19 protein-coding genes are annotated in these 16,608 nt (G+C 70.3%); 13 read left to right on the forward strand and 6 right to left on the reverse strand.

The genetic code is table 11. The annotated features are described in order from the left end of the window. Positions 1-90: 90 nt before the first annotated feature. From DLJ53_RS13910 to DLJ53_RS13935, 6 genes are all read right to left on the reverse strand, one after another. Positions 91-855, reverse strand: coding sequence for an ABC transporter ATP-binding protein (locus DLJ53_RS13910; protein WP_111346056.1), 765 nt, complete (start codon positions 853-855; stop codon positions 91-93). Further along, complete coding sequence (locus tag DLJ53_RS13915; protein ID WP_111346057.1) at positions 848-1,624, reverse strand: ABC transporter ATP-binding protein; 777 nt, start codon at positions 1,622-1,624, stop codon at positions 848-850. The genes DLJ53_RS13910 and DLJ53_RS13915 overlap by 8 nt, the downstream gene beginning before the upstream one ends. Beyond that, the gene (locus tag DLJ53_RS13920; protein ID WP_202913129.1) at positions 1,621-2,574 is read right to left on the reverse strand and encodes a branched-chain amino acid ABC transporter permease; all 954 of its coding nucleotides are present in this window, start codon (positions 2,572-2,574) and stop codon (positions 1,621-1,623) included. The genes DLJ53_RS13915 and DLJ53_RS13920 overlap by 4 nt, the downstream gene beginning before the upstream one ends. Then, the gene (locus tag DLJ53_RS13925; protein WP_111346061.1) at positions 2,571-3,437 is read right to left on the reverse strand and encodes a branched-chain amino acid ABC transporter permease; all 867 of its coding nucleotides are present in this window, start codon (positions 3,435-3,437) and stop codon (positions 2,571-2,573) included. Before DLJ53_RS13925 ends, DLJ53_RS13920 begins: the two co-directional genes overlap by 4 nt. Before the next feature lie 25 nt (positions 3,438-3,462). Next, complete coding sequence (locus DLJ53_RS13930; protein ID WP_111346063.1) at positions 3,463-4,686, reverse strand: amino acid ABC transporter substrate-binding protein; 1,224 nt, start codon at positions 4,684-4,686, stop codon at positions 3,463-3,465. Positions 4,687-4,796: 110 nt separating this feature from the next. Then, on the reverse strand, positions 4,797-5,681 hold the full coding sequence (locus DLJ53_RS13935) for a LysR family transcriptional regulator (protein ID WP_111346064.1): 885 nt from the start codon (positions 5,679-5,681) through the stop codon (positions 4,797-4,799). A gap of 290 nt (positions 5,682-5,971) precedes the next feature. Here DLJ53_RS13935 and DLJ53_RS13940 point away from each other — a divergent pair, with 290 nt between their 5' ends. From DLJ53_RS13940 to DLJ53_RS14000, 13 genes are all read left to right on the forward strand, one after another. Continuing rightward, positions 5,972-6,538, forward strand: a complete 567-nt coding sequence (locus tag DLJ53_RS13940) for a hypothetical protein (protein WP_111346066.1) — start codon at positions 5,972-5,974, stop codon at positions 6,536-6,538. A gap of 283 nt (positions 6,539-6,821) precedes the next feature. Then, a complete protein-coding gene (locus DLJ53_RS13945; protein ID WP_211100588.1) occupies positions 6,822-8,150 on the forward strand; it encodes an ABC transporter substrate-binding protein in 1,329 nt (442 codons plus the stop codon). Between the two features lie 154 nt (positions 8,151-8,304). After that, positions 8,305-9,255, forward strand: coding sequence for a carbohydrate ABC transporter permease (locus DLJ53_RS13950; protein ID WP_111346068.1), 951 nt, complete (start codon positions 8,305-8,307; stop codon positions 9,253-9,255). A 52-nt stretch (positions 9,256-9,307) separates the two neighbouring features. Beyond that, positions 9,308-10,255 carry a carbohydrate ABC transporter permease gene (locus tag DLJ53_RS13955; RefSeq protein WP_111346070.1) on the forward strand — a complete coding sequence of 316 codons (948 nt, stop codon included), beginning with the start codon at positions 9,308-9,310 and terminating at the stop codon, positions 10,253-10,255. Between the two features lie 65 nt (positions 10,256-10,320). After that, positions 10,321-10,518, forward strand: coding sequence for a hypothetical protein (locus DLJ53_RS13960; RefSeq protein ID WP_111346320.1), 198 nt, complete (start codon positions 10,321-10,323; stop codon positions 10,516-10,518). A gap of 37 nt (positions 10,519-10,555) precedes the next feature. Then, on the forward strand, positions 10,556-10,981 hold the full coding sequence (locus tag DLJ53_RS13965; protein ID WP_146619950.1) for a GFA family protein: 426 nt from the start codon (positions 10,556-10,558) through the stop codon (positions 10,979-10,981). Position 10,982: 1 nt separating this feature from the next. Beyond that, positions 10,983-12,089 carry an ABC transporter ATP-binding protein gene (locus DLJ53_RS13970; RefSeq protein WP_111346073.1) on the forward strand — a complete coding sequence of 369 codons (1,107 nt, stop codon included), beginning with the start codon at positions 10,983-10,985 and terminating at the stop codon, positions 12,087-12,089. Then, positions 12,086-13,126 carry an ABC transporter ATP-binding protein gene (locus DLJ53_RS13975; RefSeq protein ID WP_111346075.1) on the forward strand — a complete coding sequence of 347 codons (1,041 nt, stop codon included), beginning with the start codon at positions 12,086-12,088 and terminating at the stop codon, positions 13,124-13,126. The genes DLJ53_RS13970 and DLJ53_RS13975 overlap by 4 nt, the downstream gene beginning before the upstream one ends. Beyond that, positions 13,123-13,767 (forward strand): dihydroxyacetone kinase subunit DhaL, encoded by a 645-nt coding sequence (dhaL, locus tag DLJ53_RS13980; protein WP_111346077.1) that lies wholly within the window; start codon positions 13,123-13,125, stop codon positions 13,765-13,767. Before DLJ53_RS13975 ends, dhaL begins: the two co-directional genes overlap by 4 nt. Beyond that, positions 13,764-14,153, forward strand: a complete 390-nt coding sequence (gene dhaM, locus DLJ53_RS13985; RefSeq protein WP_111346079.1) for a dihydroxyacetone kinase phosphoryl donor subunit DhaM — start codon at positions 13,764-13,766, stop codon at positions 14,151-14,153. Before dhaL ends, dhaM begins: the two co-directional genes overlap by 4 nt. Then, positions 14,150-14,455 carry an HPr family phosphocarrier protein gene (locus DLJ53_RS13990; RefSeq protein ID WP_202913130.1) on the forward strand — a complete coding sequence of 102 codons (306 nt, stop codon included), beginning with the start codon at positions 14,150-14,152 and terminating at the stop codon, positions 14,453-14,455. The genes dhaM and DLJ53_RS13990 overlap by 4 nt, the downstream gene beginning before the upstream one ends. Next, complete coding sequence (locus DLJ53_RS13995) at positions 14,448-16,103, forward strand: putative PEP-binding protein (RefSeq protein WP_111346081.1); 1,656 nt, start codon at positions 14,448-14,450, stop codon at positions 16,101-16,103. Before DLJ53_RS13990 ends, DLJ53_RS13995 begins: the two co-directional genes overlap by 8 nt. Positions 16,104-16,156: 53 nt before the next feature. Further along, positions 16,157-16,576: a hypothetical protein gene (locus tag DLJ53_RS14000; protein ID WP_111346083.1), complete on the forward strand. Its 420-nt coding sequence runs from the start codon at positions 16,157-16,159 to the stop codon at positions 16,574-16,576. The last annotated feature ends 32 nt before the right edge of the window (positions 16,577-16,608 follow it).

The raw sequence follows: 16,608 nt of genomic DNA on the forward strand, positions 1-16,608 counted from the left end.
GCGCGACTGGGATGGGGCGCCGGCACGGCGCCAACAGGGATGCGCCCGGCGGCGGTACGGCCGCCGCCATGAGGCGCGGGGCGGCGCGGGTCAGGCGCCGATATAGGCCTCGCGCACCTCCGGCGCCTCGGCGAGGACGTCGGGGGTGCCGGACATCACGACGCGCCCGCGGTCGAGGACGAAGCCGCGATCCGAGATCTCGAGCGCGGTCATGACGTCCTGTTCGATGAGGAGGATCGTCGTGCCGGCGCGGTTGACCTCCACCAGCGTCTCGGAGAGGAGCTCCACGGCACGCGGGGCGAGGCCGAGCGACAGCTCGTCGATCATCAGCACCTTGGGGCGGCTCATGATGCCGCGTCCGATCGCGCACATCTGCTGCTCGCCGCCCGACAGGGTGCCGGCATCCTGGCGGGCACGCTCGGCGAGGCGGGGGAACATCGTCATGACGCGGTCGAGATCGGCGTCGAGGTCGGCGTCGTGCGGGCGCAGGTAGGCGCCCATCAAGAGGTTGTCGCGCACGCTCATGGTGCGGAACAGGCGGCGCCCTTCCGGGACGTGGGCAATACCGGCGGCGAGGACGGCGTCCGGTGCGGCGCCCGCGAGTTCCGCCCCGTCGAGCCGGACGGAACCGGCGGTGGCGGGGACGAGGCCGGAAATGGTCTTCAGGAGGGTCGTCTTGCCGGCGCCGTTGGAGCCGACGAGGCAGACGATCTCGCCGGCCATCACGTCGAGGTCGACGCCCCAGAGAATCTGGATGTCGCCGTAGCCCGCCTCGAGTCCGGCGACCTTCAGGATCGGTTCGGCGGACGGCACGGGGCCGCCGCCGGGCGCGGATACCGGCGTCGGATCAGACATCGGCCGCCCCTCCCCGGCCGGCCCCGCCGCGCTGGGCGGCGTGGCGGGCGTAGCGGTTGCCGAGGTAGGCCTCGATGACGCGCGGGTCGGAGGTGATCTCGCCGGGCGTGCCCTCCGCGATCTTGGCGCCGTGGTGCAGGACGACGATGCGGGTGCAAAGGTTCATCACGACCTTCATCAGATGCTCGATGATGATGATGGTGACGCCGCGCGCGGCGATCCGGCGGATCAGGTCCACCGCGACATCGATCTCGGCGGGATTGAGCCCGGCGTTCACCTCGTCGAGCAGGAGCACCTTGGGCTCCATGGCGAGGCTCTTGGCAAGTTCCAGCCGCTTGCGGCCGGCGAGCGTCAGCGCGGAGGCGCGCATGTCGGCCGACGCGCCGAGGCCGACGAAGTCGAGCGCCTCGGCCGCCTTTTCGCGCGCCTCGGCGAGCGTCACGCCCTGATGGGCGAAGACGGCCGGGGCGGTGACGTTCTGGAGCGCCGTCATCTCCGGAAAGGGCTGGACGACCTGGTAGGTGCGCGCGACGCCCAGACGGCTGATCTGGAAGGGCTTCAGGGTCTCGATCCGCTGCCCGTCGAAGGTGATCGCGCCGGTGCCGCGGTAGACGCCGGTGACGACGTTGACGAGCGTGGTCTTGCCGGCACCGTTGGGGCCGATCAGGCCGACCACCTCGCCGGGCTCCACCGCGAGGTCGACATTGTCGAGCGCGGTGAGGCCGCCGAAGCGCTGCGACACGCCGGAAAGCTGCAGGATCGGGCTCATGCCGCGCCTCCCTTCGCCTTGGGCGCCGCGCGCCGGCGCCTGCCGGTGAGAAGGCCGATGAGCCCGCCGGGCAGGAAGAAGATCAGGCCGACGATGAGGAGCCCGAGGGCCGCCGCGTGGATCGACAGGAGGTTGCGCCAGACGAGCTCTTCCATGGTGAGGAAGATCACCGCGCCGACGGCCGGGCCGAGCACCGTGCCCGCGCCGCCCAGCATCGCCATGACGATGGGTTTCACCGAGGTCAGCGTGGCGAAGACGTCCGGCGGCTCGATGTAGAACACCCACGAGGCGTAGAGCGCGCCCGCCCCGCCGACGAAGAGCGCCGAGAGGGCGAAGGCGATGATCTTGTAGCGCGTGGTGTCGATGCCGACCATCGAGGCGGCATCCTCGTTCTGGCGGATGCAGTCGAGGCCGAAGCCGAGCCGGTGGCGCGCGACGAGGTAGTTCATCAACAGGGCGAGGACGGCGAAGGTCAGCATCGACCAGAAGAACAGCCGAGCCTGCGCGTCGATGGAGATACGGATGATGGGGAGGTTGAGGCCCATGCCGCCGCCGGTGAGGCTGGTCCAGGAGGTGGCGATCTCGAGCAGGACCTCGCCCACCACGAGGCTCGCGATGGCGAAGTAGTGCCCCTTGAGGTGCAGGATCGCAAGGCCGAGGAGCGCCGCGAAGGCGGCCGCGACGACGCACGCCGCGCCCCACGCGAGCGGCATCGGCAGTCCCGCGCCCTGAAGGATGCCGCCGGTGTAGGCGCCGAGGCCGAAGAACGCCGCGGTCGCGAACGACGGATAACCCGCGAAGCCGCCGATGACGTTCCAGGAGAGCGCCAGGACGGCGTACATGGCGCCCATGGTGCCGAGGCGCAGGAGATAGTTGTCGCCGAGCGCCGGCATCGCCGCGACGAGCGCGATGGCGATGACGGTGAGGACGGTCCAGACGCGGTTCATCATTCGTAGCCCCGACGGCCCATGATCCCGGTCGGGCGGACGATCAGGAGGAGGATGAGGAGGACGAAGGCGATGGTGAGCCCGTGCTCAGGACCGATGAAGAGCGCGCCGAAGCTCTCGATCACGCCGAGCGCAATCCCGCCCACCATCGCGCCGGCGATGGATCCGAGGCCGCCGAGGACGCACACCACGAAGGCGATGCCGAGGAACTCGGTGGAGTTGAGCGGGGAGATCGGGAAGACGACCGACAGGAGCGATCCTGCCGCGCCCGCCATCAGCGCGCCGACGCCGAAGGTGATGGCGTAGATCTTCTTGACCTTCACGCCCATGAGGGCGGCCGCCTCGGGGTCCATGCGGACCGCGACGATGGCCCGCCCGACGCGGGACTTGACCAGCATCAGGTAGAGGAGCCCGGTGAGGGCGAGGGCCAGCAGCGTCGCCGTCACCCGCTCCAGCGGCAGGACGATACCGCCGACGACGACGCTTCCCATCGGGTTGGAGAGCTGCACCGTGCGGTAGTCCGCCGAGAAGGCGAGCAGCACGCCGTTGTTGAGGATGAGCTCGAGCCCGAAGGTCAGCACCAGCGTGGTGAGGACCGGGGCGCGGATCACCTTGTTGATGAGCCCGGCCTGGACCGCATAGCCGAGCGCGAAGAGCAGCGCGCCCGACAGGAAGACCGAGAGGAACGGGTGCAGGCCGAGGTGCACGTAGGCGAAATAGGCGACGTACGAACCGAGCACGACGAACGAGCCGTGCAGGATGTTGATGACGTTGAGCACGCCCCAGACGAGGCTGAAGCCGACGGCAATGCAGGCGTAGAGCCCGCCGAGAACGAGCCCGTTGACGAGGATCTGGGCGTAGAGCATGGGGCGTGCGACAGGTCCGGCGTGGTTACTTGATACCGCCAATGACGAGGTCGGTCTGCTTCACCGCCTCGGGGAAGACGACCTTCGTCGTGCCGTCCTGGATCTGGAAGACGGGCGGCTCCAGCGAGGTGATCTGTCCGGTCTCGCCGAACGTCACCGGGCCGTAGAAGGTGGTGACGTCGAGGCCGGCGAGGGCGTCGCGCACGGCCTGCGGCTCGATGCTGCCGGCCTTCTCGATCGCGAGGCCGAGGATCGCGCCGGCGGCGCTGGCGGAGGCCTCGGCGTAGTCCGGCGTCGCGCCGTAGGCGTCCTGGAAGGCCTTCACGTAGTCGGCGGTGGTGCCGAAGACGTCCTCGCCGTCGTAGGCGACGGCGGGGTGCCACCAGGCGGCGCTCGAGACGTTGTCGGCGAGCGGGCCGGTCGCCTCGGTGAATTCCTTGTAGGCGGGACCGGCGATCATCGTCAGCACCTTCGGCGCGATACCGAGGTCGGCGAGCTGCCGGCGGATCAGGATGAGGTCGTTGATGTAGCCGGTCACGAACACCCAGTCCGGCTGGCGCTGGCGCATCAGTGTGAGCGCCGAGGCGTGGTCCATGGTGCCGATGGCGTACTCGTCGAACGAGAGCACCTCGAGGCCGGCCCCCTTGGCCGACGTCTCCGCCTCATGCGCGATGGCGAGGGGGAAGAGGTCGTTGCGCGCGTAGACCGCGATCGTCTTGATGTCCGGATCGGCGCTGGTGACGATCTCGGTCAGCGGGGTGGTGAGGGTCGAGTTCGGCGTGAAGGTGCCGAACAGGAACTGGTACCCCTGGTCGTAGACCGCCTCGGAGGATGCGGTCGCGGCGATGGTGGGGATCTGGTAGCGCTCCGACACGCTGGAGGCGGCCTTCGCGGCGCCCGAACCGAACGGCGAGAACAGGAAATTGACGCCGTCCTCGGTGATCAGCCGCTCGGCCGACTGCACGGCGCGGGGGGTGTTCGACTCGTAGTCCACGTAGACGATCTCGACGTCGTATGTGGTGTCGCCCGCCTTGATGCCGCCGGCCGCGTTCACGGTCTTGGCCCACAGGTCGTAGCCGCGCTGCTGCTTCAGCCCTTCGGGCGACAGGGCGCCGGTGAGAGGGAGCGGCGCGCCGACCTTGATGGTCTCCGCCTCGGCCGACGCGGTGCCGGTCAGAGCGGTGGCTGCGAGGAGCGCAACGGCCGCGAGGCGACGAGTGATCGGGGACGGAAGGGACGCTCGACGCATAGGAACCGCTCCATTCGTGTGCATGCTCAGAAATTACGCTATCGACCGCCAGTGCTTTACGGAAGGGTTATTTGAGGCGCGGGGCGTTGCAGATTCTGCAACACCATCCGTCAGCGCGCGAACGAGTCCTGCAGGGCGGTGAGCATCTGGCGCGCGGCGAAGGTGAGGTCGCGCTCGGCGTGGATGCAGAGCTGCGCCATCGCCGAGGCGAATCCGGCGTCGTCGATCTCGACGCCGACGAGTTCGCCCGCCTTCGCCTCCCGCTCGAAAGCGAAGAACGGCAGGAAGGTCACGCCCATCCCCGCGAGCGCGAACTGCCGCGTCATGTCGATGGAGTTCGTCTCCATGCGCACCGTGAGGCCGCCGGCCTGGCCGAGCGCGCGATCGAAGATCTGGCGGATGCCGAAGCTCTTGTCCGGCAGGCCGAGCGGCACGCCGACGAGGTCGGCGAGGGCGAGGCTCCGCCGCGTCGCGAGCGTGTGGCGGGCGGTCATCACCGCGAGAACGGGCTGGCTCATGCGCCCCACCATGGCGATCCCCTGCACCGGCTGCGGCTCGAAGGCGATGCCGATGTCGCAGCGGTCGTCGGCGACGGCGCGCACGACGTTGTCGGTGCCGGCGACGATCACCTCGTAGGTGAGATTCGGGTGGCTCCGGGAGAAGCGGGTGAGCGCCTGGGGCAGCACGCTGCCCAGCATTCCCTCGACGGTGTAGATCGAGACGTGGCCCCGCTCCAGATGCTTCAGCTCGTCGATGGCCGAGCGCAGCCGCGCGAGCTCGCGCGAGTGGTCCTCGATGAAGCGCAGGAGCAGGTCGCCGGCGGGAGTGAGCTTCACGCCGTGGGTGCGCCGCTCGATCAGCGGGGCGCCGAGGGTATGCTCGAGCCGGCCGATGTGGCGGCTGACCGAGGAGGCGGAGATGTTGAGCCGCTCGGCCGCCTTGCGGATGGAGCCCTGCCGCGCCGCTTCGGCGAAATAGACGTAGAGTGTCTCCATCGGCTCCCCTTGCCGCGCGTGCCCAGCCTGTCGGAGCGCCCTTTTGGGGCCGAACGCGCCCGCCGCCAAGAGACGGGGTCCGCCCTCCCCCTTGCGGTGCGCGTCCGGCGGCGGGCGAGCCGGCGCTGCGGGACCGGCGGCGGGATTGCTTGCGGGCGGTGGCGATTTCGGAGACGATCGCCGGGGCGATTTTCGGGGCGGTCTCCACCGCCCACGGTAATCGCAAGTATCCGGCCTCGCGCGTTCGCCGACAGTGGCGGCGCGGAGCCTCGTACGGGACCGTTTCGACCATGGCGATACTTGCGACCGTCTCCGGCTTCCTGCTCCGCCCGATCATGTCGGGGGAGAAGGGCGACCGGCGCAAGGAGGTCATGCGCCTCATCAAGGCGCGCCTCGACCCGGACCACGCCTTCCTGTCGCGCGACCGCGACCACTATGTCCCGCACGAGAAGCTGCTGCGGCGCCTCAGCGACGCCGGAACCGCCGGCACCACCGCCGCGCGGGGCCAGCACGGCCCGGTGGCGTGGCGCGAATGGCGCTGGACCGAGCCGGCGCGGATCGGCGAGTGCACCTGGAAGGAGGTGCGCTGGCGGTTCTACGAGAACGGCCGGGTCGTCTTCCACGCGGAGATGGACAACGACGTCGGCAGCTTCCGGCTCGGCGCGCTGCAGGGCCACCGGATCGAGCTGCGCACGGCGGACGACTGCCTGCTCGGCGCCTGGAGGGCCGCGTTCTTCGTACGCCGGCAGTCGGGCATCCATCACTACCCGGCGAGCGTGGTCGAGGACGATCCGCTGCTGCAGCAGCACTTCGACGACCTCGCGTCGAGCCAGAACGGCGCCTGCTTCGTGCGCTGAGGCCGGTCTTCGGACCCTTCTGTGAACGTGTTCGCCGCCGGGTTCGCGCCCGGTCGCAAGATCGTGTCCGAACGCACGCCTTGACAAGACCGAAAAGTTCACTTCCACTAAACCTCAGCGACAGAAAGTTTAGTCCGGCCCGGTGACGGGGACCGGACGACGACAGCGCTCCGCAGCCGACCAGAAGCCCCGCCGAAACAGGGGTCAGCGTCTGCGGACAGGGGATGAAACGCGACGGGTCCGCGCTTCGGACGGCGGCCCGATCACCGAAGGAGGATTGCCCATGATGTCTATCCATCGTGCCGCTATGGCTGCCGCGCTCCTGGCCGGCACCGCTCTTTGCGCCCCTGCCGCCATGGCGCAGGACAAGGAGCTGACGCTCTGCTGGGCCGCCTGGGACCCGGCCAACGCCCTCGTCGAGCTGTCCAAGGACTTCACCGCCCAGAGCGGCGTCAAGATGAACTTCGAGTTCGTCCCGTGGACCAACTTCGCCGACCGCATGCTCAACGAACTGAACTCCGGCGGCAAGCTCTGCGACCTCATGATCGGCGACAGCCAGTGGATCGGCGGCGGCGCGACGTACGGCCACTACGTCAAGCTCAACGACTTCTTCGACAAGGAAGGCATCACGATGGATGACTTCCTGCCGGCGGCGGTGGACGCCTACGCGGCGTGGCCGAAGGGCTCGACCAACTACTACGCCCTCCCCGCGATGGGCGACGCCGTCGGCTGGGTCTACCGCAAGGACTGGTTCGAGCGGCCGGAGATCCGCGAGGCGTTCCAGGCCGAGGTCGGACGCCCGCTCGACGTGCCGAAGACATGGGACGAGCTGGTCGAGGTCGCCAGGTTCTTCCAGGGCCGCGAGATCGACGGCGAGACGCGCTACGGCGCCGCCATCTACACCGAGCGCGGCTCGGAGGGGATCACGATGGGCGTGACGAACGCGCTCTACCCCTACGGCTTCAAGTACGAGAACACGCCGGGCAAGTACGACATGGACGGCGCGGTCAACTCGCCTGACGCGGTCGCGGGCCTCGAGAAATACAAGGAACTCTACGAGTGCTGCACCCCGCCGGGGCACTCGGACGCGTACATGACCGAGGACCTCGACGCCTACAAGTCCGGCCAGACGGCGCTGCAGATGAACTTCTTCGCCTTCTTCCCCGGCATCGCCAAGGACCCCAACGTGGGCGGCGACACGTCCGGCTTCTTCGTGAACCCGTCGGCGAAGGTGGCGGCGTCCGTGCTCGGCGGCCAGGGCATCTCGGTCGTCGCCTACTCCGACAAGCAGGACGAGGCGCTCGAGTACATCAAGTGGTTCGCCCAGCCGGACGTGCAGAAGAAGTGGTGGTCGCTCGGCGGCTACGCGGTGCACAACGCGGTGGTCGAGGACCCGTCCTTCCCCGAGTCGACGCCGTTCGCCGGCCAGTTCCTCGAGGCGATGAGCAACGTGAAGGACTTCTGGCAGGAGCCGATCTACGCCGAGCTGCTGCTGGCGATGCAGAAGCGCATGCACGACTACGTGGTCGCCGACCAGGGCACCGCGCAGGAAGCGCTCGACAAGCTGATCGAGGACTGGACCGTCTCCTTCGAGGACGACGGCAAGCTCTGAGGGTGCGGCCGGCCCGCCGGGCCGCCCTCCTCCCGATCGGGCCGCCGCCCTGCCGGCGGTCCGCCCCGCCGGTCTCCTCCCGCCGGCACGCCTTCGGGCGACTCGGCCGGCGGTCCCGACCGCCGGCCCCTTTCCCTCTGCGAACGGCGAGCCGATGTCCGACCACGTTGACGATAGCCTGAGCGTTCCGGCCGCATCCGCCGCGCGGCGCCGCCCGCCGCGTGCCGTCCGGGGCCTCTCGGACCGGTGGATCGCGACGCTCTTCATCGCGCCGTCGATCGTCCTGCTCCTCGCGATCAACATCTTCCCGCTGATCTGGACCGTCTACCTGTCGTTCACGAACTTCCGCGCCAACCAGCCGGGCCGGGAGGTGAACTGGCTCGGCACGAAGAACTACGCACGCCTCCTGGGGTCGGAGGACGTCTGGTCCTACCTCCAGGCGACGGCGCACTTCGTGGTCTGGACGATGCTGATCCAGGTGGCGATCGGCCTCGGCCTCGCCCTCCTCGTCAACAAGAACTTCAAGGGCGCGCCGGTCTGGACGACGATCATCCTCATTCCGATGATGCTCTCGCCGGCCGTCGTCGGCACCTTCTGGACCTATCTCTACCAGCCGCAGACAGGCATCTTCAGCTACATCGTCGACTTCTTCACCGGCCTCGGCCCGATCGACATGATCGGTTCGGTAAAGCTCGCGCCGTGGGCGATCGTCATCGTCGATACGTGGATGTGGACGCCCTACATCATGCTGCTCTGCCTCGCCGGGCTGCGCTCCATCCCCGATTACCTCTACGAGGCGGCGGAGGTGGACCGCGCCGGTCCGTTCCAGACCTTCTGGTACATCACCCTGCCCCGCATCCTGCCCTTCCTCATGCTGGCGGTGCTGTTCCGCGGCATCGAGAACTTCAAGATGTTCGACATGGTGGTGGAGCTGACGTCCGGCGGGCCGGGGTCCACCACGGAGCTCGCGTCCATCAACCTGAAGCGCGAGGCGTTCGAGAAGTGGCGAACCGGCTACGCGTCCGCGTTCGCGGTGATCCTCTTCGTCACGGTCTTCGGTCTCGGCAACATCTACGTCAAGGCGCTCAACCGGGTGAAGCAATGAGCCCGGCAGCCGGACGGACGGGCGCCGCAGAGCGCCCCGCGCGGAGGAACCCATGAGCATCGCTGCCGTCTCCGTCGTCGACGCGACGCCGCGGGGCAAGATCATCGCCGCGGTCCTCGTGATCGGCTACGCGCTCATCACGATGATCCCGCTGATCTGGATCGTCGCGACGAGCTTCAAGTCGCCGCCGGACTCGATCTCCTACCCGCCGAAGGTGATCTTCCAGCCGACGCTGGAAGGCTACGTGAACCTCTTCACCACCCGCTCGCGCCAGACGCCGGAGTACATCGAGAGCCTGGGGCCGCCGAAGACCTGGTACGACGCGCTGGTGCGCGAGCGGAACATGATCATCACCGGCCCCTCCCGCTTCGCGGGCCGGTACATGAACTCGGTGATCATCGGTTTCGGGTCGACCTTCCTGGCGGTCTTCCTCGGCACCCTTGCGGCATACGCGTTCTCCCGCTTCAGGGTGCCGCTGAAGGACGACCTCCTCTTCTTCATCCTGTCGACGCGGATGATGCCGCCGGTCGCCGTCGCGATCCCGATCTACCTCATGTACCGCGAGCTGGGGCTCAACGACACGCACCTCGGCATGATCCTGCTCTACACGGCGGTGAACCTGTCGCTCTCGGTCTGGCTGCTGAAGGGGTTCGTCGACGAGATCCCGCGCGAGTACGAGGAGGCGGCGGTGGTCGACGGGTACACGCGCTTCCAGGCGTTCGTGAAGGTGGTGCTGCCGCAGATGCGCGCCGGGATCGCCGCGACGGCGATCTTCTGCCTCATCTTCGCGTGGAACGAGTACGCGTTCGCGCTGCTGCTGACGTCCGGCACGGCTCAGACGGCGCCGCCCTTCATCCCGATCATCATCGGCGAAGGCGGGCTCGACTGGCCGGCTGTGGCGGCGGGGACGACGCTCTTCCTGGTGCCGGTGGTTGTGTTCACCGTACTCCTCAGGAAGCAGCTCCTGCGCGGCATCACCTTCGGAGCGGTCCGCCGATGAAGACGCCCGACCACACCGCGGCGACCCTTACCGACCCGCCGGGCGCCACGCCCGGCGAGCGGCCCATGGCGCACTACAAGGTGCCGCCGGAGGAGCGGCGGCTGTTCCGGCGCGGGCCGTGGGAGAACCTTGCCACCGTGCTCATCGCGGTCGGCGTCGTGATGCTGATGCAGCCGTTCTCGCTCTCGGTCTACGGCTGGTCCTTCGCGACGATCCTCGCCGGCACCGTCGGCTTCGTCATCGTCAGTCACTTCCCGGAATGAGCATGCGCACGCCCCTTCCCGCCTCGCGGTGCCGGCCATGACCGCCGCTTCCGCCCCCGCCACCCGAACGGCCCGCTGCGGCTGCGGCGCGCTCTCGGCGACGGCAAAGGGCGAGCCGGCGATCGTCGCGATGTGCAGCTGCACCGCGTGCCAGCGGCGCACGGGCGCGCCGTTCGGCACCCTCGCATGGTGGGACGCGGCGGACGTCGCCGTGACCGGCACGGCGCAGCGCTACGCCCGCGTCTCGGAGCGCGGACGGACGATCGCGTACGAGTTCTGCCCGACCTGCGGCTCGGCGCTCGTCTTCCGGGGGGAGCACCTTCCGGGCAAGGTGGGCATCGCCATCGGCGGGTTCGCCGACCCCGCCTTCCCGGCCCCGACGGTGGCGGTGTGGGACACGACGCGGCACCACTGGCTCGACGCCATCGCCGCGATCCCCCGCCTCGCCGAGCAGAGGAGCTGACATGGCCGAAATCGCCCTCCAGGACGTCCACAAGGCCTTCGGGGACTTCACCGCGGTCCGCTCGTCCTCCTTCACCATCCGGAACGGCGAGTTCTTCGTGATGCTCGGCCCGTCCGGCTGCGGCAAGACCACGACCTTGCGGATGATCGCCGGACTGGAGCTGCCGACCTCGGGGCGCATCCTCCTCGACGGCGAGGACGTGACCTTCAACCGTGCCTCGCAGCGGGACATCGCGTTCGTCTTCCAGCTCTTCGCGCTCTACCCGCACATGAACGTGCGGCAGAACATCTCCTTTCCGCTGCGCACCCAGCGCCTCCCCCGCCGCGAGGTGCGCGCGCGTACCGAAGAGGTGGCGAGGATGCTGCAGATCGACGGTATCCTCGAGCGCCGCGTCTCGGGCCTTGCCGCCGGCGACCGGCAGCGCGTCGCGCTCGGCCGGGCGATCGTGCGGCGCGCCAAGGCGTTCCTGATGGACGAGCCGCTCGGCGCGCTCGACGCGGAGTTCCGCGAGACCATGTGCGAGGAGCTTAGGCTGCTGCACGACCGGATCGGCGCCACCACCGTCTACGTCACCCACGACCAGATCGAGGCGATGGCGATGGCGGACCGGATCTGCGTCATGAACCGGGGCGAGGTGCTTCAGATCGGCCCGCCGATGGAGGTCTACGCCCGCCCCGCGACACGCTTCGTCGCCGGCTTCCTGGGGAGTCCGTCCATGAACTTCCTGCCCGCCGAGGGGCGGATCGCGGTGGGGGCGACGTCGATCCGCGTCGGCGGGGCGACGCTCGCCATGCCGGCCGTGCGCGAGGGGCTCGCCGGGCCGGAGGCGGTCATCGGCGCGCGGCCGGAGCATATCGCCATCACCGACGAGGGGCCGCTCCGGGGCCGCGTCTTCGCGGTCGAGTACATGGGCGCCCGCCAGCTCGTCACCGTCGACACCGAGGCCGGCAGGCTGCGCGTGCGCACGCCCAACACGGTGCGCGTGGCGGCCGGCGAGACGGTCGGCCTCGCGTTCGACGCCGAGCGGCTCATCGTCTTCGACCCGGTCAGCGACAGGGCCGTCGCCAGCGCGCTCTTCGATGCGCCCGCCGAGATGGAGGCCGCATGACCGCCGCCGCGCTCCACAACGCCACGAAGCGCTTCGGCGACACGGTCGCCGTGGCCGACGCGACGCTCGAGGTCGCGGACGGCGAGTTCGTGGTCCTGCTCGGCCCCACGGGCGCGGGCAAGACGACCACGCTGCGCCTCTTCGCAGGGCTAGAGACGCCCGAGGAGGGACGCGTCACCATCGCCGGCGAGGACGTCACGCGCCTCGGCCCGGCCGAGCGGGACGTCGCCTTCGTCTTCCAGCAGTACTCGCTCTACCCGCACCTCACCGTCTACGAGAACCTCGCCTTCCCGCTGAAGGCGCCGGGGCGGGCGTCGGGCGGGCGCAGGGTCAGCGCGGACGCCATCCGCAGGCGCGTCACCGAGATCGCGGAGCTGCTGCGGATCGAATCCAAGCTCGGGAACCGGGTGACGGCGCTGTCGGGCGGCGAGATGCAGCGCGTCTCCATCGGCCGGGCGCTGGTTCGCGAGCCGAACCTCTTCCTGATGGACGAGCCGCTGTCCTCGCTGGACGCCAAGCTGCGCGAGGACCTCAGGGTGGAGCTGAAGCGCATCCAGCGCGACCTCGGCGCGACCATCCTCTACGTGACCCACGACCAGCTCGAGGCGATGACCCTCGCCGACCGCATCGGCGTCCTCGCCTCGGGCCGGCTGGTGCAGGTGGACACGCCGCGCGCCGTCTACGAGACCCCCGCCGACGTCTACGCCGCGCAGCGCCTCGGCAGCCCGCAGATCAACCTCGTGCCGCCGGGGACGCTGGCGATCGGCGGAACGCCGGCGGGCGCGGCGACGGTCGGCGTCCGGCCGGAGGACGTCGTCCTGCACAAAGGTGCGGCAAACGGAACCGGCGTGACCGGCCAGATACTTACCATCGAACATTTTGGTGTAGAGACGATTGCGCTCGTCGAGATCGCGGGGCGGCACGTTCATGCGCTGGTCGGACCGCGTGCGGACTTTGCCCACGGCACGGCCGTGGTCGCCTCCGTCCGTCCCGGCGCGGCGCTGTACTTCGATAGCGCGGGAGTGAGGCTTTCATGAGTACCGAGACCGAGGCGCCGGCGGAGGCGGCCGGCGACACCGCCCTGATCGCCGCCCTCATCGCCGCCGCCCACGACACCATCACCACCCACCGCGACGAACTCTCCGAGCTCGACCGGGCGATCGGCGACGGCGACCACGGACACAACATGGCCCGCGGCTTCGACGCGGTCGCCGCGGCGGCGGACGAGATCACGGCCCTCCCTTTCGGCAAGGCCCTCGCCAAGGCCGGCACCACGCTGGTGATGAAGGTCGGCGGCGCGTCGGGGCCGCTCTACGGCTCGGCGCTGATGGCGGCCGGGAAGGTTCGCGACGAGGCCCCGACCACGCTCGCCGAGGTGGTGGAGCTCCTCGACGCGGCGGTCGACGCGGTGAAGAAGCGCGGCAAGTCCGACGTCGGCGCCAAGACCATGCTCGACGTTCTGGTCCCGGTCGCCGATGCGCTGCGCGCCGGGCCGGCCGAGCCGCTCGGCACCGCGCGCGAGAGCGCGGCGGCCGCCCTCGAGGCGACGCGGGACATGGTCGCCACGAAGGGCCGCGCGGCGTTCCTCGGCGAGCGCTCCGCCGGGCACCTCGACCCCGGCGCACGATCCTCGACGCTGTTGATCGACGCGGTTTCTGCGGTGCTGGAGAAGTCATGAGCGACAACGTTTCGATCGTGATCGTCTCGCACTCGGCGGACGTCGCGAAGGGCGCGGCGGACATGGTGCGCCAGATGGTCGGTGAGGAGGTCCGTGTCGCCTGCGCCGGGGGCACCGCCGACGGCGGCCTCGGCACCGACGTCGCCGCCATCATGGCCGCCATCGAGGAGGTCTGGACCGAGAAGGGCGTCGCCGTCCTCGTGGACCTCGGCGGCGCCGAGACCAACTCGGAGATGGCGATCGAGATGCTGGGCGAGGACAAAGGCGCGCACGTCGCGATCCTGAACGCGCCCGTCGTCGAGGGCGCGGTGATGGCCGCGACCGAGGCGTCGGGCGGCTCCTCGCTCGACGAAGTGCGGCAGACGGCAGAGGATTTTGGAGCATGACCGGTTCGGCAGCGGCGTCCGCGATGGGCGAATGGATCGAGGGCGCGGCGACGATCGTCGACCCGACGGGCCTGCACGCCCGCCCCGCCGTGAAGCTGACCAAGCTCGCCAAGACGTTCGGCGCCGTCGTGGAGGTGCGCGCCGACACCGACGCCACGTGGACCAACGCCAAGTCGCCCAACTCGGTGATGAAGATGAAGGCCGCGCACGGCAGCCCGCTCCACATCCGCGCCTCCGGCGAGGACGCGGACGCCGCGGTGGCGGCGCTGGTCGCGCTGGTGGAGCGCAACTTCGATGCCTAGCGAGACGGCGGAGGCCGTGCGCGAGGCGGTCCACCGCGGCACCGCCGTGTGTGGCGGCGTCGCGATCGGCCCCCTCCACGTCCTCAGGGGCGTGGCGGTCGCGCGGCGCGAGGCTGCCGCGACGCCGCAGGAGGAGGTGGGCGCCTTCCGCGCCGCCCTCGCCGCCGCCACCGCGGCGCTCGAGGCCGTGCTCGCAGCGGAGGACGAGCTCGCGGGCGACATCCTGGAGTTCCAGGCCGCCCTCCTCGACGACCCGGACCTCATCGAGCCGATCGCCGCGACCATCGCCCTTGGAACGCCCGCCCACGACGCGTGGGCGGCGGCGATGGACACCGAGATCGCCGCGTACCGCGAGGACGGCGACCCGGTGCTGAGCGCTCGCGCCGACGACCTCGCCGACCTCAGGACACGCGTACTGCTCGCCCTCTCCGGCGGCGAGGGCGGAGGTGGTACGACGCCGGCCGGCGCCATCATCCTCGCCGTGGAGATGACGCCGTCCTCCTTCCTGGCGCTGGACCACGCCCGCATCGCCGGTGTCGCCACGACCGGCGGGAGCCCGACGAGCCACGTCTCGATCCTGGCGAAGGCACGCGGGGTGAACCTCGTCGTCGGGCTCGACACGGTGCCGGACGAGACGCTGGAGGGCGCGACGGCGATCCTCGACGCGAGCGACGGCACCCTCGTCACCAACCCCGCGCCCGTCACCCTCGGCGAGGCGGAGGCGCGGCGCGCTGCCGGGGCCGCGGCGCGCAGCGCGGCGGACGCGCGGGCGGCCGACCCGGCCGTCACCGCCGACGGCGTGCCGGTCAAGGTGATGGTCAACATCGACGACCCGGCGCTCCTCGACCTGATCGGCCCCGCGATCTGCGACGGCGTCGGCCTCACCCGGACCGAGTTCCTGTTCGCGGACGGGGCGCCGGACGAGGACACCCAGTTCACCTTCTACGCCCGCCTCCTCGCGTGGGCGGACGGGCGGCCGGTGACGATCCGCACCCTCGACGCGGGCGGCGACAAGCCGATCCCCGGCGTGACGTTCGACGGCGAGGCGAACCCGTTCCTGGGTGTGCGCGGCGTGCGGCTGTCGCTCGGCCGGCCGGACCTCCTGCGCACCCAGCTCCGCGCGCTCGCCCGGGCGGCCGCGACGACCCCCGTCCCGCTGAAGGTGATGGTGCCGATGGTGACGGTGCCGGACGAGCTGGAACGGGTGCGGGCGCTGCTCGCCGAGGCAGTCGCCGCGCTCGAAGCTGCCGGCACGCCCTGCGCGACGCCGATCCTCGGAACGATGATCGAGGTGCCGGCGGCGGCGCTGACCGCGGGCACGTTCGATGCCGGCTTCTACTCGATCGGCTCCAACGACCTCATCCAGTACGCGACCGCGAGCGCGCGCGACAATCCCGCCGTCGCCTCGCTCGCCGACCCGCTGAACCCGGCCGTCCTGGAGCTCATAGCGCGGACCGTCGCGGCGGGCGCGGCGCGGGGCGTCGAGGTCTCGCTGTGCGGCGACATGGCGTCGTCGCCGGCGCTCGCCGGTGCGCTCCTCGCCACGGGCCTGCGCGTCTTCAGCGCGGCACCGGCGGAGGTGGGCGCGGTGAAGCAGGCGATCCGCGCCTCGGTCTCCAACGCGCCGGAGGACGGCGGCGATGCGTGACGCGACGCGGCGGCCTCCAGTGCGCACGAGGCAACCCGACCACGGGGCAGGCCGTGGATGACGAGGAGGCCGACGCGGACCCGGTCGCCCAGTACAAGCGCCTCCTGAAGGCGGCGCTGGAGCGACGGCCCTCGGGCACGCGCCAGAAGCTCGCCGAGGCGATCGGCACCCACAAGAGCTTCATCAGCCAGGTCACGAACCCGGCCTACCGCGTGCCGCTTCCCGCGCAGCACATCCCGACGCTCTTCCGCGTCTGCCACTTCGGGCCGGAGGAGAAGCGCGCCTTCCTCGAAGCCTACCGCATCGCCCACCCGGGTCAGGCGGGCGCCATCGAGGAGCTGGCGCGGATCGACGCGGACGTCCTTCGCATTCCGATGCCGTATTTTTCCGACCCCGCGACCCGCCGCGACGTCGAGGAGCTGATCCGCGACTTCGCCGAGCGGGTGATCGCGCTCGCGCAGAAACCGCAATAAGCCGCGGGGCGGACGACCCCCGAGGAGGACCC

The organism is Acuticoccus sediminis, assembly GCF_003258595.1.
Lineage (GTDB): Bacteria > Pseudomonadota > Alphaproteobacteria > Rhizobiales > Amorphaceae > Acuticoccus > Acuticoccus sediminis.

Bases quoted from the DNA above. Each gene is read 5' to 3' on its own strand.
- DLJ53_RS13910 (WP_111346056.1), bottom strand. From the start codon at position 855: ATGTCTGATCCGACGCCGGTATCCGCGCCCGGCGGCGGCCCCGTGCCG.
- DLJ53_RS13915 (WP_111346057.1), bottom strand. From the start codon at position 1,624: ATGAGCCCGATCCTGCAGCTTTCCGGCGTGTCGCAGCGCTTCGGCGGC.
- DLJ53_RS13920 (WP_202913129.1), bottom strand. From the start codon at position 2,574: ATGATGAACCGCGTCTGGACCGTCCTCACCGTCATCGCCATCGCGCTC.
- DLJ53_RS13925 (WP_111346061.1), bottom strand. From the start codon at position 3,437: ATGCTCTACGCCCAGATCCTCGTCAACGGGCTCGTTCTCGGCGGGCTC.
- DLJ53_RS13930 (WP_111346063.1), bottom strand. From the start codon at position 4,686: ATGCGTCGAGCGTCCCTTCCGTCCCCGATCACTCGTCGCCTCGCGGCC.
- DLJ53_RS13935 (WP_111346064.1), bottom strand. From the start codon at position 5,681: ATGGAGACACTCTACGTCTATTTCGCCGAAGCGGCGCGGCAGGGCTCC.
- DLJ53_RS13940 (WP_111346066.1), top strand. From the start codon at position 5,972: ATGGCGATACTTGCGACCGTCTCCGGCTTCCTGCTCCGCCCGATCATG.
- DLJ53_RS13945 (WP_211100588.1), top strand. From the start codon at position 6,822: ATGATGTCTATCCATCGTGCCGCTATGGCTGCCGCGCTCCTGGCCGGC.
- DLJ53_RS13950 (WP_111346068.1), top strand. From the start codon at position 8,305: ATGTCCGACCACGTTGACGATAGCCTGAGCGTTCCGGCCGCATCCGCC.
- DLJ53_RS13955 (WP_111346070.1), top strand. From the start codon at position 9,308: ATGAGCATCGCTGCCGTCTCCGTCGTCGACGCGACGCCGCGGGGCAAG.
- DLJ53_RS13960 (WP_111346320.1), top strand. From the start codon at position 10,321: ATGGCGCACTACAAGGTGCCGCCGGAGGAGCGGCGGCTGTTCCGGCGC.
- DLJ53_RS13965 (WP_146619950.1), top strand. From the start codon at position 10,556: ATGACCGCCGCTTCCGCCCCCGCCACCCGAACGGCCCGCTGCGGCTGC.
- DLJ53_RS13970 (WP_111346073.1), top strand. From the start codon at position 10,983: ATGGCCGAAATCGCCCTCCAGGACGTCCACAAGGCCTTCGGGGACTTC.
- DLJ53_RS13975 (WP_111346075.1), top strand. From the start codon at position 12,086: ATGACCGCCGCCGCGCTCCACAACGCCACGAAGCGCTTCGGCGACACG.
- dhaL (WP_111346077.1), top strand. From the start codon at position 13,123: ATGAGTACCGAGACCGAGGCGCCGGCGGAGGCGGCCGGCGACACCGCC.
- dhaM (WP_111346079.1), top strand. From the start codon at position 13,764: ATGAGCGACAACGTTTCGATCGTGATCGTCTCGCACTCGGCGGACGTC.
- DLJ53_RS13990 (WP_202913130.1), top strand. From the start codon at position 14,150: ATGACCGGTTCGGCAGCGGCGTCCGCGATGGGCGAATGGATCGAGGGC.
- DLJ53_RS13995 (WP_111346081.1), top strand. From the start codon at position 14,448: ATGCCTAGCGAGACGGCGGAGGCCGTGCGCGAGGCGGTCCACCGCGGC.